The following is a 15,997-nucleotide window of genomic DNA, read 5'->3' as shown; positions in this document are numbered from 1 at the left end:
TCACCGCGCCATGCCGCACGCCATTTTCAGGCTTTTCTCCGGCAGATTGAGACGAGGCTTAACGGGGAATGCACCGATGTGCTTATAAAGTAGCCCGCTCAATTTTCCTCGTCATTCAGGGAATGAACATCATGAAAAAAAGCCAGCTGGCGCTGCTGATTGGTACCTTGTGCCTTAGCGGTTCACCCTATGCCGGGATTATGCGCCATGACATTGACGTGCAGGAATACCGCGATTTTGCCGAAAACCGGGGCAAATATGCTATCGGTGCCACCGATATTCCCCTCTATCGCAAAGACGGCACCTTTGAAGGCTATGTACTGGACGTGCCGATGCCGGACTTTAGCATGGTCAGCGACGAGGGTTTCAGCTCATTTATCGCGCCATCTTTTGTCACAGGTGCCAAACATGTTCGATATGTTCTGTCGTTGAATTTAGGCAAAAAAGCCAAATTTTCGCCGACTTACCGTGGCATTAATTACAATAATGATCCTACGCGAGACTTTCATTTACCGCGGGTTAATAAGGTGGTCGTCGAAAGCGCGCCTTCGCCTTACATCGGCGGTGAAGAATTATTAGCGAATCGCAGTCGCTATACCGTATTTGCCCGCCTGGGTGCGGGTTATCAGCAAATCGACGATCCAGAAAGCGGTAAATTGATACCTATCGATGGCGCCTACGTCTATAACACCGGTGGAACCTTTAAACCCGGCGCCATTACGAATTTTTATAAGGACTACATTAAGTGGAGAATTTTTTCACCTGATCACCCCTCATTTTCCCTGTTAAGTATTGGTACCCGTGGAGGTGATAGCGGTAGCCCGGTGTTTGCCTGGGACAGTGTAGAAAAACGCTGGGTACAGTTCGCTGTCCATTCTGGTGGCTATGGGGGGACTACCTACAATTATTCCTTTGCCAGTGAATTAATTAATGGAAAGCATGTGCAGGAGGTACTGGATTCCGTCAGGGATGCTGATGTTGAAGACAGCGGCGGCACTACCCTCGAATGGCGCGGTGATAGCATTATGCAGGATGGCAAAACCTGGCAATGGCACGGGCTTGATCAGGCTCAGGCAGAAACCGCACCCGCCAAAGCCAGCAATGATCAGCTCAATGCCACCAAAGATCTGCGCTTTAACGGCGACGGTGGCATCATCGAGCTGGCGCAGTCGGTCAACCTCGGCGCGGGCTTGCTGCGTTTCTCGAACGACTACACCCTGCGCGCCGCAGGCGACGGCAACTTCAGCTGGGTCGGCGGCGGCGTTGAGGTCGACAAAGACAAAACTGTGCTGTGGCAGGTTAACGGCCTGCAGGACGATGCGTTGCACAAAATCGGCGCCGGCACGCTGCACGTTAACGCCAGCGGCATCAATCCCGGCGCGCTTAACGTCGGCGACGGCACGGTCATCCTTGACCAGCAGGCCGACGCGCGGGGACGTAAACAGGCGTTCTCCACCGTCACCCTGTTCAGCGGCCGCCCGACCGTGGTGCTCAACAGCGCCGATCAGTTAAGCACTGACAACATCCGCTTCGGCTATCGCGGCGGTACGCTGGACGTTAACGGTCACGATTTGACCTTCGACGATATCCTGCACAATGACAGCGGCGCGCGCATCGTTAACAGCAGTCAGACGCTGGCGCATCTCGATCTCACCGGCGATAACCGCCTGTTCCTCGGCGAGCTGGGCGAAGCGGACTCACGCGATAACCTCAACGTGACCACCCATCAGCGCTGGCAGCTGGCCGGCGGCGCGCAGCTTAATCAGCTGGCGGTGGCCGACGGTGTGCTAACGCTGAGCGGCGAACAGGTTGAGCATGCCGGGAAGGTGTTCTTTGCCAATGACTGGCAGGACAAAACGTATCACATCAACCAGCTGCAGGTGGCGCATGACGCCGCGCTAACCGTCGCTGAGCACGCTCACGTTACCAGCGACATCACGCTGGCCGACAAGGCCACGCTTAACGTGCTGGGCCGATCCACGATGGCCGGCGACATCAACCTGAGCGGCACCGCTTCCAGCCTGATTGCTGACATCGCGCAGTACGTCAGCACGCTGGGCGAGCTGGCTTCCACCATCAGCGCCAATATCAGTGGCCAGGGCCGCGTGATTAAAAGCGGTGACGGCCGGCTGACGCTGAGCGGTGACGTCAGCAACCAGCAGGGCGTTGAGGTGCAGCAGGGCGAGCTGGAAGTGAGCGGCAAGCTGCACACGCCGATGAACATGGCCGCCGGCACGCTGCTCTCCGGCGGCGGCGTCATCAATCACGCCAGCCTCGCCGATAACGTCACGCTGGCACCGGGCTGGAACAATGCGCCGGACAGCTGGTCGGCCATGCGCCTTGGCGATCTGCGTCACGGGCGCGACACGGCGCTGGTGCTGAACTCCGCGTTCCGCAATAACGCCAGCGATCGCCTGCTGATCGATGGCGATCTACAACAGCCGGACGATGCGCCGCTGTGGCTGACGGTAAAACCGCAGGCCAGCTGGATCGATAGCGATCGCAACCACAACGGCGCAGCGGATAACACTGAAGGCGTGTCGCTGGTGCAGGTCGGCGGCCAGGCGCACGCCGACAGCGTCCAGCTGGCCGGCAGCTATGTGGCGCGCGGCGCCTGGGCTTACGGTCTGTACGCCTTCGCACCGGGCCGCGCCAGTGGCGATGAGCGTCTGGTGGCGGGCGAAGGGGATCAGTTCTGGGATTACCGTCTGCAAAACATTCTGCTGGCGGAAGGGGATAACCGTGAACCTTACCTGCCGGAGCCGGAGCCGGAGCCGGAGCCTGAACCGCAACCCGAGCCAGAACCGCAGCCGGAACCGGAACCGGAAAATCCGCAGGTGCCGCAGCCAGAGCCAAAACCGGAGCCAGGCAAGGTACGCGCGGCGGTGATTCCGCAGGTGCCGGCCTACATCTCGCTGCCCGCCGCCTTCCACAGCGTGACACACAATCTGCAAGCGCTGTTCAGCAGCAGCGCGCAGCAGGCGGGCGCAGAGGGCCGTCCGGATCTGTTTGTGTCCGGCTACACCGGTGACGACCGCTATCACAGTGCGGGCGGCTTTATGGATTACGGCTACGATTTCCACAGCCGCTATCAGGGCTGGATGATTGGCAGCCGCTTCCCGTTGCAGTCCGCGCTGGCGCTGAGTGTCGGCGTCAATAAAGGCAACCTGAGCATCACACCGGAAGCGCGTGACGGCAACAGTCACGCCCGCATTGATACGCTAGGCGCCAGTGCGCTACTGAGCTGGCAGCCCGATCAGGGCCTGCAGCTGGCCGTGCCGGTTGGCGTGATGCAGTACCGCGGCAGCGTCAACACGGATCTGCGCGGTAACGTGACGCAGCTGAAAGCGCGCGGCGCGAACCTCGGGCTCGAGAGCGGCTGGCGCTGGCAGTCCGGCGCGCATGCGCTAACGCCGGTGGCCGGTGTGGATGCGCAGTGGCTCGATATCAATGATTTCACCGACAGCGACGGCGCACAGGTGAGCTACGATAATCCGCTGCAGTGGCAGCTCTCCGGCGGCGTAAAATACGACTTCCGCCTCAACGAGAAGCTGAAGCTGGGCGCGGAAACGCGCTACGTGCAGCGCATCAGCCAGCGCGATCGGGTGGCGATTGGTGACGGCCAGCAGGCGGCGCACTTCGCCACCGGACGCGGCGGCAACAGCCTGCAGTACAGCGGTTACGCCGGCTGGCAGGTGCTGGATAATCTGGAGCTTAACACCCAGCTTCAGGGCCAGCAGCGCCTGACGCAGGAAGGCATCAGCGACTGGAATCTGCAGGCCGGTGTGAAAATCAGTTTTTAATCGCGGCTCTCATCACGCATCAGCCCGGGACATGTCTTACCGGGCTTTTTTATGCTTTTCTGAAAAAAAACCAGACAAAACTTAATTGCCACGTTAGTCGGTCGCTTTAGGTTTGCGATTCTCGCTATTTTCATCCATGGAAGAGAATATGAAACTTACCCCGCTGACGCTGGTGATCAGTACGTTCTGTTATAGCCTTCCTGCATTCGCTGATGAGCGCTACCCTGCATTTTCACCATTACAAAATAATAACGTTAACGCTGCGAATATTCCGCACCCACCGGAATCCTTTCATGGTCCATCAACCCAGGAAATCCCTGAGCTGCCGCTGCTTGCGCAGGCCAGCCGCCAGACCGGCGAAGGGATTAAACAGCTTGGGAAAATGATCGCCCGCGGCTCGTGGTTTGATGAGATCAATCCGGCAACCTCGGGCCTGGTGCGGAGCAGCGTGCTGGCCGGCAACAACAGCCATCATTTGTGGTATTACCGGTTACAAAACGTGGTTGTGACCGGTGAGCCAGACAATGGCATTCCTCAGTTAATTGATACACCGGAAGGCGTGACACCAGCACCCGAACCCGGTCGTGGCGAAGTTGTCATATTGCCGCCACCTCCACCGCCTGAGCCGGAACCGCCACAGCTCACACCCGCGCCACAAATCCCGACCTATCTCGCCCTACCCAACATGCTGTATGCCCTCAACGACACCATGCAAACCCGCTTCCACTTCGCTGCCCGGCAGATGAGCCTGGATGATCATCACAACCTGTTTGTCTATGGCTATAGCGGCGGCGAGCGCTATCGCAGTGCGCAGGGCAATAGCGATGCCACCAGCCGCTATCAGGGCTGGATGCTGGGTGCGCGCTGGACGCCGGAAGCGGAACAGAGCCCACTGGCCTTCAGTGCGGGCGTGCATAAAGGCGTAGTGACTATGCTGTCGGATACGCCGTCGGGACGCAGCCAGCTGCGTATGCAAACCCAGGGCATTAATGCGCTGATCGGCATTCAGCCGCCTGAGGGCTGGCAGCTGGAGATACCGCTGGGGCTGACGCATTATCGCGGCACCTTACGCCATGAAACCCAGGGTGAAGTGGCGCGGATCAGCGCCGTTAGCGGCAATATCGGTGCAGAAGCGGGCTGGCGCTGGCAGCAGGATGCGCATAGCCTGATGCCGCTGGCCGCAGCCGGTGTGCAGTGGTTGCATATTGCTGATTTTACCGAGCAACAGGGTGCGCAGGTGAACTATCAGCTGACGCCGCAGTACAGCCTGGCTGGCGGTGTTAAGTATGATTATCAGCCGCTGTCGTCAGTGAAGCTGGGGCTGGAGGCGCGTTATGTCTGGCACAGCGGCAGGCAGAATACGCTGGATGCCGGTGATATGCGCGGCTTGCCGATTGAGCGCGCCCGCCACAGCGCCCAGCTGGGCGGTTACGTCAGCTGGCAGCTGCATGAAAACGTGGAGATCGGCACGCAGTTGCAGGTGCAGCAGCGGCTGGATCGCCCCGGCGTGAGCGACTGGAATGTGCTGAGCGGCGTGAAAGTGGCGTTTTAAACAATTTAAAAGGATGCAAATTTTTGTAGCGGCGCGATTTATCGCGCAATTTTAATTACCGCACCGCGGCGGAATGCGCAATAAATTGCGCCGCTACCACCCGTGCAGTTATCTGCGGCATCACATGGAAGGGATATCTGCGCGAGAAATCACGCCATCATGATTCATCGCGGATGCGATTTCTGCACTGTCCAGTCGCACGAACCGTAGCGGCGCGATTCATCGCGCAATTTCAATTACCGCACCGCGGCGGAATGCGCGATAAATTGCGCCGCTACAACCCGTGCGGTTATCAGCGGCATCACATGGAAGGGATATCTGCACGATAAGTCGCGCCATCTGCGGATGCGATCTCTGCACTGTCCCGTCGCACAAACCGTAGCGGCGCGATTTATCGCGCATTTCAATTACCGCACTACTCCATCACGACGCCTGCAAATAATGCACTACCGACTGGTTCAGCGTATCCAGCTTCTCTTCCAGCAGCAGAAGCCCTTCGCGGATGACCTCCTGATCTTCAGCGCTTTGGCAGGCGCGCTCGATCTGCCCGCACAGATCATCGATCTCGCCGGCGTAAATGATCTGCGCCGATCCGCCCAGCCGATGCAGCGATGAAGCCAGCGCCGGCCAGTCCTGTGCATCAAAATGGCGCCAGCACTGCTGCATATCGTTGCGGCTCTCCTCGCCGACCTTCGCCAGCATCTTCGCCACCATCGCATCGTCGTGATACACCATGGCGCGCAGCGATTCGAGCGACAGCAGCGAATCCAGCGCCGGCACTTCGGCGGCTGGCTCGTTGCTGCTCAGCAGCTCGGCCAGCTTGTCAATTTTCAGCGGCTTAAACAGGCAGGCGTTCATGCCCGCTTCCAGGCAGCGCACGCGCACGTCCGACTGCGCATTGGCCGTCAGACCAAAAATTTTCACCGCGTTGCCGCTGCGGCGCAGGGTCTGCGTCAGTTCGATGCCGCTCATGCCCGGCATATTGCAGTCGGTAATAATCAGATCGAACGCCTGATGCGCCAGCAGCGCCAGTGCTTCTTCGCCGCTGCTGGCTTCGCTGATCTGCTGGCCCAGCTCGCTGAGCTGGCTTCGCAGCAGCAGGCGGTTGGCCGGATGGTCGTCGACCACCAGAATATTCAGCTGCGGCAGCGCACGGCTGCGCGCCACGCGGGTTTTCTCCAGCAGCTTGCGCGCCCGGCGTGCCGGCATCATCACGTTAAGCTGAATCAGCGTGCCACGTCCCGGCTGGCTGTTGAGGTTCATGGTGCCCTGCATCTTCTCCAGCAACTGGGCGCTGATCACCAGGCCAAGGCCGGTGCCGGTCTGCTTGCGTCCCTCTTCGGTCTGGGCAAACGGCTGAAACAGTTTGGCCTGGTCGACAGCGCTGATGCCCACGCCGCTGTCTTCGATCTCAATTTCCAGCTCCAGCGAGCCATCTTCCCACTCATGGCCGATCACCCGCACTTCGACGCCGCCTTCGTGGGTAAACTTGATGGCGTTATTGATGTAATTGGCGATCACCTGGCGGAAGCGCGCGGCATCGATAAACACTTCCAGCCCCGGCGGCGTGTCGCTGTGGTAGTGCAGCGTCAGATTTTTGCCGCTGGCCATGCCGTCAAACAACCGTACCACCGGCAGCACCAGTTGCTCGGTGCTGACCCACTCCGGCATCAGCTCCAGCTGACCGCTCTCGATCTTGGCCATGTCGAGGATATCGCCAATCAGCCCCAGCAGCGTGTTGGCCGACTCGTAGGCGATCTGAATGGCTTCGTTGTCGCGCTGTTTGCGCCCTTCCAGCTCCAGCAGGCCGATGATGGCGCTGATCGGCGTGCGAATCTCATGGCTCATGGTGGCGAGGAACGAACTCTTGGCGCGGTTGGCCTCATCCGCCACCTTTTTCTCCGCCTGCAGCGCCAGCATCAGCAGTTCGTAGGCGGTGACATCCTGCCAGCCGCAGATCAGCCCGGTAATATTGCCCTGCGCATCACGCTGCTCCTGCGCCCAGTGATGCACCATGCGCGCTTCGCTGCCGTTTTCGATCTCAATTTCCAGATCCTGGGCGGTATCGCCCCACAGACTGTTGTGCGCCAGCGCCACCAGCTCCGGATCGTTGACCGCTTCCGGGCTCATCAGCGGATAGAGTTTGCTGATGAGCGGCGACAGCGGATGGCGCTGATCGTAAAGCGAAAAACTCAGGCGCTGCGCGTCGACGCCGGCAAAAAAGCGCTGAAACGCACCGTTAGCACTGACCACGTTCCAGTTGCGATCCAGCACGTAGACCGGCGTTGGCAGGCCATTCAGCAGCGCATCACGAAAGCGCAGTTCAGCCTGCAGGTCAGCTTCTGCGCGACGGCGATGCTTCACCTCTTTGCCGCGATAGTTAACCCACGCCAGACAGGCGATCAGCAGCAGCGCGGTCAGCAGAGTGATGGCGTAAAACTGCGCGCGGTACAGCTGCCAGGTGGTGCGCGTGGTCTGCGGTGTGCCCTGCCAGCGGCTGGCAATCAGCGAGATTTCGCTCGGCTGAATGTCGGCCAGCGCTTTATCAATAATGCTCAGCAGCTCCGGCTGATCGCGGCTGACGGCAAAGCTCAGCTCCACCGGCGGCAGCGCCAGACGCGACACGATCTTCAGCGGTTGCTGCGCGTAGCGCGCCAGTAACGTGTTCACGCTCAGCTGGTTATCGATCAGCCCGGCGACCTTGCCCTCCTGCAACAGTTGCAGCGCCAGGCTGGCGTTATCCACTTCAGACAGCTGCAGCGTGGGGAAACGATCCAGCAGCGCCTGACGCGCCGGATTGCCTTTGACGATACTGAGCTTCATGCCGGGATAGAGCGCCTGCGGCGCATCAGGCTGGTCCGGCACCAGCAGCACCAGCGGCACCTTCAGGTAAGGCCGGGTAAAGCGCACTGCCTCCTGATGGCCGCCATCCTGCGCCATCGCTGCCAGCATCGCTACCTGATGATGCTCCAGCTGCTGTACGCCGTCACGCCACGAATACGCCGGCACCGGGGTGAAAAACAACCCGGTGCGCAGCTGGATCAGATGCAGCAGATCGGCGCTGATACCCTGAAATTCGCCCTGCTCATCCAGCAGCGCCAGCGGTGCAGAGAACGGATTGAACGCCACTTTCACCTGCATATGCTGCTGCAGCCACTGCTGCTCGCGCGGCGTCAGGCTGAGCGGATCCTGCAAACGCCAGACGTCCGGCCGCTGCGTCCACTGCCGCGAAATTAGCCGATGCTGTTCGCCGGGAATAGCCGCGATGGCGGCATTCAGCGCTTGCAACAGCGGCTGATTATCGGCTTTCACTACCAGACGGCTGCCGTACAGCGCGTCTTCCGGCAAAATCGCTGCCAGCGCCAGCTGATTGACATAGCTGCGCTCAATCAGAAATGCTGCCGCCAGCAGGCTGCCGAGCGCATAGTCCGCTTCGCCACTGGCCACTGCCGCCAGCGCCGCCTGGCTGGAGGGATAACGCACGATGGTGGCGTCAGGGAAATGCTGTTTGATTTGAGCATCGGTAAGAAAGCCTTCACGCATGGCGAGGCGCAGCGGTGCATTGTAGGGCACCGGCTGTGAGGCCTGCTTCTCCGCGGCGATCACCACCGGACGATTAATGAGAAAACTGTCTGTTGCCCTGAAGGCCGCCGCATCGTGCAGTTCGCGCCCCGGTGAGCTAAACAAGGCGTCCGCCGCGCCGCTTTTCACCGCTGCCTGCGCCGCCGCCTGGCTGGGATAACGCACCATCACCGCCTGCACGCCAAGATTACGCGCCAGCAGTTGCAGATAATCGGCGTAAATCCCTTCCACGCTGTTGCCGCTGCCCGCTGCCTCCTGATAGATCAGGTAAGGCGGCAGCTCCGGTGTCCACACCGCGATGCGCAGCTCATGTTTAATGCGCAGCCAGCGCCACTCGTCACCGCTCAACTCAATATGCATCGGTGCCAGCTTGTCACGGCTGAACAACTGAAATATTTCGGGCTGCGGCTGGGCGGCCAGCAGCGGGCTCAACAGCAGCAGAAGCAGAGTGACCAGGCGCAGCATCGCTACTCCATATGATTACGATTGGCGAAGGCAAAGAGATCGCGCAGGCTTTTGCAGTGCAATTTCTCCAGCAAACGGCCTTTGTAAGTTGAAACGGTTTTATTGCTGAGATTCATGCGGTTAGCAATGCGCATGTTATCCAGCCCCTTCAACAGATAAGTGAACACCTGAAATTCCTGCGGCGACAGCGATTCCAGCAGCTGCTTATCGGAGTGGATGTGATTCTCTTCCGCCGGCACATTAATACCGGCCAGCGGGAAGTAACCATAGCCACTTTGCGCTGCACGAATTGCGGTGATGATTTCCGGCAAATTGTCCTTTTTACTGATAAAACCATTCGCTCCGCAGCGCACACTCTGTACCGCATAAAAGTTCTGATTCTTACCTGAGACGATAATAATAATACCCGGAAAACTCTTAGCACGCAGCGCTTTAACCACTTCGATGCCGTTCAGCGAGTGAATATCAATATCCATCACCACGATATCCGGATAATGCTGGTCGATTAGCTGCAGCGCTTCATAACCATCATCGGTTTCGGCGACCATGCTATGCCCTTCTTTTTCAAGAAGAAAGCTTACCGCCATGCGGGCCATAGGATGATCGTCGACGACAATAAATTTCGCCATGTTTTATTTCCTGACGTGACCTTAAAGAGAAAAGTTAATTACCTGACTATTAGACTAATAAATTCAACCCTGAATCAACCACAATCAAATAACAAAACGTAGGTCGCGTCCTACACACCACCGATGAACATTCCCATATCCCTGTGCGTAATTTAATCGTAAGATCTGACCATCGCGAATTAATTACTCTGCGAACAATATGAGTTGTATTTAAATGTAAGGGCGTAAATATGGGAAAGGAGATTCCAGTGAAAGCAGGCAGTGATAATAAGCCGAAGAGAATCATTATTGCGCTCAGCTGCCATTTTGCGCTGACCGGTTTACGTGAGTTGTGCCAGCCGCTGACGGATTGCAGCGTACAAACGCTGCAGATTGCGCCGGAAACGGTAGCGGAAGAGTTGATGTTCAACCACGCCGATTTACTGATTACCGAACTGCCGCGTGACGCCGCCGGCCTGGCCGAGCTGCTGCTGATTCCCGAGTGGTTTAAAGGTCATACGCTGATTCTGCTGGATGAAGAGACCGAGCCAATGCGTCAGACGCTGGTGGCCGCCGGGTTCTCTACGGTGATGAGCAAAAACGATCGGGCTGAGGTACTGCAGCGCAGCGTGAGCCAGCAGCTGCAACGCAAACCGTCGCGCTACGATTACGCCGCTCCGGGCCGCAATGCGCTGGCACGCGAAAAACGCGTAATTTGCGCCCTGCTGCGCGGCATGAAGCCAGCACGCATTGCGCGTGAAATGGGCCTGCACCCGCGTGAGATCAGCCGCAGCAAGGTCAACAGCCTGGCGCGCAGCGGGTTTCCCACGCTGAACGCGATGCTGGCCTGCACCGGCCGCCGCCCGATTTAAGCAGCAGGAAAGCGCACGTCGCAAAGCGTATATGAATCCGTAGGGTGCGCATTCATGCGCACCAGGACAGCGCAGCAATAACACGCACCAATCGTAGCGGCGCAATTTATTGCGCTATCTACTACGGTGCGGCTGACGGATTCGCGCGATGAATCGCGCCGCTACGCCACCTGCGGTCTGTAAACCGGGCATCTGAATGGCGCAGCAATAACACCGCTGCAACCGGTGCGAATGAACAATCTGCCATCCGGTTGGCACAGCAATAACAACACGCACAAACCGTCGCGGCGCAATTCATGGCGCAATCTACTACGGTGCGGCTGGCGGATTCGCGCGATAAATCGCGCCTCTACGCCACCTGCGGCCTGGAAACCGGGCAGCTGAATGGCGCAGCCATATCATCGCTGCAACCGGTGAGACTGGACAATCTGCCACCCGGACGGCACAGCAATAACAACACGCACCAACCGTAGCGGCGCAATTTATTGCGCAACCTACCGCGGTGCGGCTGGCGGATTCGCGCGATAAATCGCGCCGCTACGACACCTGCGGTCTGGAAACCGGGCACCTGAATGGCGCAGCCATAATGCCGCTACGAAACCTGCGGTCTGGAAACCGGGCAGCTGAATGGTGCAGCCATAAACCGCTGCAACCGGTGCGAATGAACAATCTGGCACCCGGACGGCGCAGCAATAACAACACGCACAAACCGTAGCGGCGCAATTCATTGCGCAATCTACTACGGTGCGGCTGCCGGACTCGCGCCATAAGCCGCACAATGCAAAAGCGTTACAACTTTGTAGGGTGCGCATTCATGCGCACCTGGACAGCGCAGCAATAACACCGCGCACCAAACAGCGCAGCGAAATAATTACACAACCATTAATTCGCAGGATAATAAAAATTACAGACCGGTCTTAATTGACACACAACCATTAAAAGTCTAAACGGGCGCATCAGAATTCTCAGTTTAATTATTAAGACAAGGACTACAGACCACCGATGAACATTCGCATGGGAATTAAATAAAAACAGCATTACTATAACCTCATCGCTTAGCCATTCACTGAATGCAAAGCAATAAAAAACAGCCGGATGAAAGAGAATGTAATTTCAGCGGCTAAATACTGAATTCAATAACCTTGTGAAAACGACATTAACCTTCTGATGTTTTCACAGCAAAACCTTCTCCATTTTATCAATCAGGGAAGAAGGTCATTCAACACAACAAAGGAAATAGAAATGATGAAAAACATGATGAAAACCGCCTGTGCGATCGCTGTTCTGGCTGCCAGTGCAAACGTAATGGCTGAAAGTGTAGATCTGACAATTAAAGGCACTATTGCACCAATCGCCTGTAAAGCCAACATCGCTGGTGGTGGTGTTATTGATTATGGCGTTATCTCGCCGGAAAGTCTGAAAGAGGATGCCTATACCACTCTTTCACAAAAATCGAGTAACTTAGTTATCACCTGTGATTCACCAGCTAAAATGGCCATAAATGTTACCAATAATCGTGTAGGTACTGTTCCCGGTCGTGGAGAATGGGAAGAAAGGTCATATCCTTCTCAGGGAGTAAAACTTTTTAATAGCGACCAATTTCCTACAATGGGCCTTGGTAAATCAAATGATAAACTCATTGGCGGCTGGGGCGCCATTTTAAGAAATGGTATGGCTGATGGTGCCGCAGCAAAAATTATCTCTACGGACAATAAAGGCACGTCATGGAATGACGGTTATGCATTAGTGGCTCAAGCTGACAAAACCTGGCTGAATTCAATGTCCAAGACTAATGAACTTGTGCCTGTAGCAGCAAAAGTTTTTTCTTACGATATCGTAGTTGAATCATATATTAACAAAAGCTCAGAACTTGATCTGACCAAGCCAATTGTACTGGATGGCTCAGCTACTCTGGAACTGGTTTACCTTTAATTTTTTATAAGCCGGAGAAATCCGGCTTTTCTTGCGTCTTTGTACAACCAGGAAGAAATGATGTCCTTTAAATCTATGAAAAAATCATCAATGATTATTTTTCTTAGCACAATATCTTTTTTCACTCACGCCACGGGGGTGTTACCGGACTCTTCAGTCGTTATCATTGAAGAGCGCGATGGTGAGGGGGTATTAAATATAAAAAACACCGATGACTTTCCTGTTTTGTTGTTAACTACTTTACAAAACATTCCCGACGATCAGCAGACGCTGCTAACCGTCACACCCCCCGCAGCACGCGTCGAACCGGGTAAAACCCAGCGCGTACGCTTTATGTTGAACAGCAACGCCTCGTTAAAAACCGAGCGCCTGAAGCGCGTGACGGTTGAAGGTATTCCGCCGCAGGAAAAAGGGAAAAGTGAAGTGCGCATGACGGTACGCCAGAATCTGCCGGTGATTATTCGCCCGGCCGGCCTGGAGAAAGATCTGTCACCGTGGAAGCGCCTCAGCTGGCAATTTAATGGTAATACGCTGCAGGTGAAAAACGATTCGCCCTACGTAGTCCGTCTGGCGCAGGCGGTACAAACCTTGCCGGATAATACCGTCTGGCAATTACCCAATAACTATGTACTGCCGGGCCAGCAATTTACTTTGCAGCCGGAAGGCAGCAAAAAAGTCAGCAACGCTGCGCAGGTACGTATTTCCCCCGCCACCACCTGGGGTTTTAGCGTGGATACCTATGACGCGCCGCTGACGCGGTAAGCGGGGTGAGCCGTGCCACAACATAATAAAAATAAACCGCACATTTTGCGTCCCAGCCTACTGGCCCTCGCCCTGATGCAGGCGCTGGGCAGCATTTCCGCCCAGGGTGCAGAGCCGGTAGAGTTTGACCTCGCCTCACTGCAGGCGCGCGGCGTCGATCCCCGTCTGGCAGTCCATTTTAAAGACGCACCACGTTTTATGGCCGGTGATAACCCCGTCAATCTGCGCGTTAACGGCAGCGAACGCGGCCGCATTCGCGTGCATTTCGACGAGCAGGGTGAACCTTGTATCGATCGTGCTTTTCTGCAGCAGGCGAAGCTGGTGGTGCCCAAAAGTTTACCCGATGGTGAACGCATCAGCCTGAACAGCCTGTGGCCGCAGGCGGAACTGCACACTGACCCCGGTGAAGAGCGTCTGACGCTGATTGTGCCGCAGCAGGCGTTAGCCGCCGCCGATGACAGCGGCGACTGGCAGCACGGCGGCGTCGCCGGTCTGTTCAATTACGATGCGCAGTATATGGATTCCGCTGGCCGCTTTGCTGGCGTTAGCTATATGCAGCTGGACAGCGAGGCCGGGATGAATTTCAGCGACTGGATTGTGCGCAGTCGTCAGACATTGACGCGCTTTAACGGGGAAAACTTACTGCGCCACCAGGCGGCCTACGCACAGCGCACGCTGGCAGCCTCACAGAAAGTGTTGCAGGCCGGTCAGATCAACCTCGTCAACTCACTGTTTGGCAGCGGCCAGGTGCTGGGCATACAGCTTTTTCCCGAGTTGTCCTTGGAAAAACAGGGCGGTGCTGGTCTGGTGGAAGGTATCGCCAGCAGCGCCTCGGTGGTCGAAGTGCGTCAGTCGGGCGCGCTGGTGTTCAGCACCACGGTGCCGGCCGGCCCGTTCCGGCTTGAAGGCTTCTCACTGCTGAATACCCGCAGCGATCTGCAGGTGACCGTGACCGGCAGTCAGGGTGAAAAGCGTGAATTTGTCGTACCGGCGGCCTCGCTACCGCTTAGCGCCGCCAGCGCCAATGGCCTGTCGGTGGGCATCGGTAAACTGGAGCAAAACGGTAGCGCTGAAGCTCCGTGGCTGGCTACCGCCTCGCGCGGCTGGCGCCTGTCGCCGCGTAATACCTTAACAGCGGGCGTGATGGGCTCTAATCCGTGGCGTGCCGTGGCGGCGAGCGTGACCAGTCAGCCGCTGGACAGCACCATTACCCGTCTGCAAACCACGCTGGCGGACGATGCGCAGCACGGTAATCGCGGCGTGGCGCTGGATGCCTCGCTGAGCCAGCAGCTGAGTGAACGGGTGAGCTTAAGTTTCAATGCCAGCCGGCAAACCAGCGGCTATCGCGAACTCAGCGACAGCCTGCAGCGCAATCAGCAGGATAACCGTGGCCGCGCGCGCGACCAGCTTGGTGCGGGTATCGGCTGGGCGCTGGATGATTTCGGTTCGCTGTCGCTGTCGTGGGCGCGCAGCCGCACCTTCGACGGTGACAGCATCAACTACCTGAACGCGGGCTGGACGAAATCGTTTGACCGCGCCTATCTGAGCATCAATGCCTCGCGGGATAACGGCGGCCGCTACAGCACGCCGGACAATCGTATTTATATGACGCTCAACATCCCGTTCGGCGATGCGCAAACCGTCAGCAGCTACGTGAACCATAGCCAGCGCAACGGCAGCCGTGCCGGTACGCGTTACAGCAATCGCCTGAGCCAGGATCGCAGCTGGTCGCTGAGCAGCGAGCGAGATTTCCACAGCCAGCGCAACAGCGTCACCGGTGCGATGGATATGGTGACGCCGGTCAGTCAGCTCGGCGGCAGCCTGAGCAATAGCAATGACGGCAATACCAGCTGGTCGATGCGTGCCAGCGGCGGCGTGGCAATGCACAAACATGGCGTTACGCTGTCGCCGTATCGCATCAGCGATACCTTCGGCATCGCCAAAGTTGGTGACGAAAGTGGCGTACGCATTGAAACGCCAGGCGGCCCGACCTGGACCGATGGCCGTGGCTACGCGGTGATTCCGTCGCTGAACACTTTCCGCCGTTCTGATGTGCAGATTGATACGCGCAGCCTGAAAAAGAATGTCGATATCGTGAATGCGCTGCAGGAAACCAGCGCCGCGCGCGGCTCAGTAAGTTATATCGCCTTTGACGTGGTGCGCACTCGCCGCGTGCTGGTGGATGTGAAAGACAAGGCCGGTAAACCGCTGCCATACGGTGCCAGCGTATTTAATCCACAAAACCTGTTCGTAACTGCTGTCGGTGCCGACGGTGCGGTATTTATTCCGGATGCTGGCGATGGCGGCAGGATGGATGTGCAGGTCGGTGGCGAAACGCTGTGCAGTTTCGACCTGATATTGCCGCCAAAACCTACCGAAGCGAGCCTGTATGAAACCGCCAGCGCGCAATGTAGCTGATAA

The 15,997-nt window shown here is 57.3% G+C and carries 9 protein-coding genes; 7 read left to right on the top strand and 2 right to left on the bottom strand.

The features are described 5' to 3' along the window. Positions 1-131 precede the first annotated feature (131 nt). Both C1N60_RS01040 and C1N60_RS01035 read left to right on the top strand, forming a co-directional pair. Complete coding sequence (locus C1N60_RS01040) at positions 132-3,803, top strand: S6 family peptidase (RefSeq protein ID WP_394521289.1); 3,672 nt, start codon at positions 132-134, stop codon at positions 3,801-3,803. Between the two features lie 148 nt (positions 3,804-3,951). Further along, on the top strand, positions 3,952-5,355 hold the full coding sequence (locus tag C1N60_RS01035) for an autotransporter domain-containing protein (protein WP_394521288.1): 1,404 nt from the start codon (positions 3,952-3,954) through the stop codon (positions 5,353-5,355). 423 nt (positions 5,356-5,778) lie between these two features. On the opposite strand, the gene C1N60_RS01030 is transcribed toward C1N60_RS01035, so the two are convergent. Both C1N60_RS01030 and C1N60_RS01025 read right to left on the bottom strand, forming a co-directional pair. Beyond that, positions 5,779-9,402, bottom strand: a complete 3,624-nt coding sequence (locus C1N60_RS01030; protein WP_394521287.1) for a response regulator — start codon at positions 9,400-9,402, stop codon at positions 5,779-5,781. A gap of 2 nt (positions 9,403-9,404) precedes the next feature. Next, positions 9,405-10,031 (bottom strand): response regulator, encoded by a 627-nt coding sequence (locus C1N60_RS01025; RefSeq protein WP_058770944.1) that lies wholly within the window; start codon positions 10,029-10,031, stop codon positions 9,405-9,407. Between the two features lie 248 nt (positions 10,032-10,279). Between C1N60_RS01025 and C1N60_RS01020 the strand changes: the two genes are divergently transcribed. The 5 genes from C1N60_RS01020 to C1N60_RS01000 all read left to right on the top strand — a co-directional run bounded on the left by C1N60_RS01020 (position 10,280) and on the right by C1N60_RS01000 (position 15,994). Continuing rightward, positions 10,280-10,882, top strand: coding sequence for a hypothetical protein (locus C1N60_RS01020; RefSeq protein ID WP_394521286.1), 603 nt, complete (start codon positions 10,280-10,282; stop codon positions 10,880-10,882). Between the two features lie 296 nt (positions 10,883-11,178). Next, positions 11,179-11,355 carry a hypothetical protein gene (locus C1N60_RS01015; protein WP_394521285.1) on the top strand — a complete coding sequence of 59 codons (177 nt, stop codon included), beginning with the start codon at positions 11,179-11,181 and terminating at the stop codon, positions 11,353-11,355. A gap of 769 nt (positions 11,356-12,124) precedes the next feature. Continuing rightward, positions 12,125-12,814 carry a DUF1120 domain-containing protein gene (locus C1N60_RS01010; protein WP_278428113.1) on the top strand — a complete coding sequence of 230 codons (690 nt, stop codon included), beginning with the start codon at positions 12,125-12,127 and terminating at the stop codon, positions 12,812-12,814. A 75-nt stretch (positions 12,815-12,889) separates the two neighbouring features. Then, on the top strand, positions 12,890-13,576 hold the full coding sequence (locus C1N60_RS01005) for a fimbria/pilus chaperone family protein (RefSeq protein ID WP_394521284.1): 687 nt from the start codon (positions 12,890-12,892) through the stop codon (positions 13,574-13,576). 12 nt (positions 13,577-13,588) lie between these two features. Next, entirely contained in the window at positions 13,589-15,994 is a 2,406-nt protein-coding gene (locus C1N60_RS01000) for a fimbria/pilus outer membrane usher protein (protein ID WP_394521283.1), read from the top strand. Positions 15,995-15,997: the final 3 nt, after the last annotated feature.

This window comes from Pantoea sp. SGAir0184, assembly GCF_043544755.1.
The sequence above is the reverse complement of the archived record's forward strand: the minus strand, read 5'-3'. Positions and strand labels throughout refer to the sequence as shown.

Coding starts and splice junctions, on each gene's coding strand:
- C1N60_RS01040 (WP_394521289.1), top strand. CDS start 132: ATGAAAAAAAGCCAGCTGGCGCTGCTGATTGGTACCTTGTGCCTTAGC.
- C1N60_RS01035 (WP_394521288.1), top strand. CDS start 3,952: ATGAAACTTACCCCGCTGACGCTGGTGATCAGTACGTTCTGTTATAGC.
- C1N60_RS01030 (WP_394521287.1), bottom strand. CDS start 9,402: ATGCTGCGCCTGGTCACTCTGCTTCTGCTGCTGTTGAGCCCGCTGCTG.
- C1N60_RS01025 (WP_058770944.1), bottom strand. CDS start 10,031: ATGGCGAAATTTATTGTCGTCGACGATCATCCTATGGCCCGCATGGCG.
- C1N60_RS01015 (WP_394521285.1), top strand. CDS start 11,179: ATGGCGCAATCTACTACGGTGCGGCTGGCGGATTCGCGCGATAAATCG.
- C1N60_RS01010 (WP_278428113.1), top strand. CDS start 12,125: ATGATGAAAAACATGATGAAAACCGCCTGTGCGATCGCTGTTCTGGCT.
- C1N60_RS01005 (WP_394521284.1), top strand. CDS start 12,890: ATGAAAAAATCATCAATGATTATTTTTCTTAGCACAATATCTTTTTTC.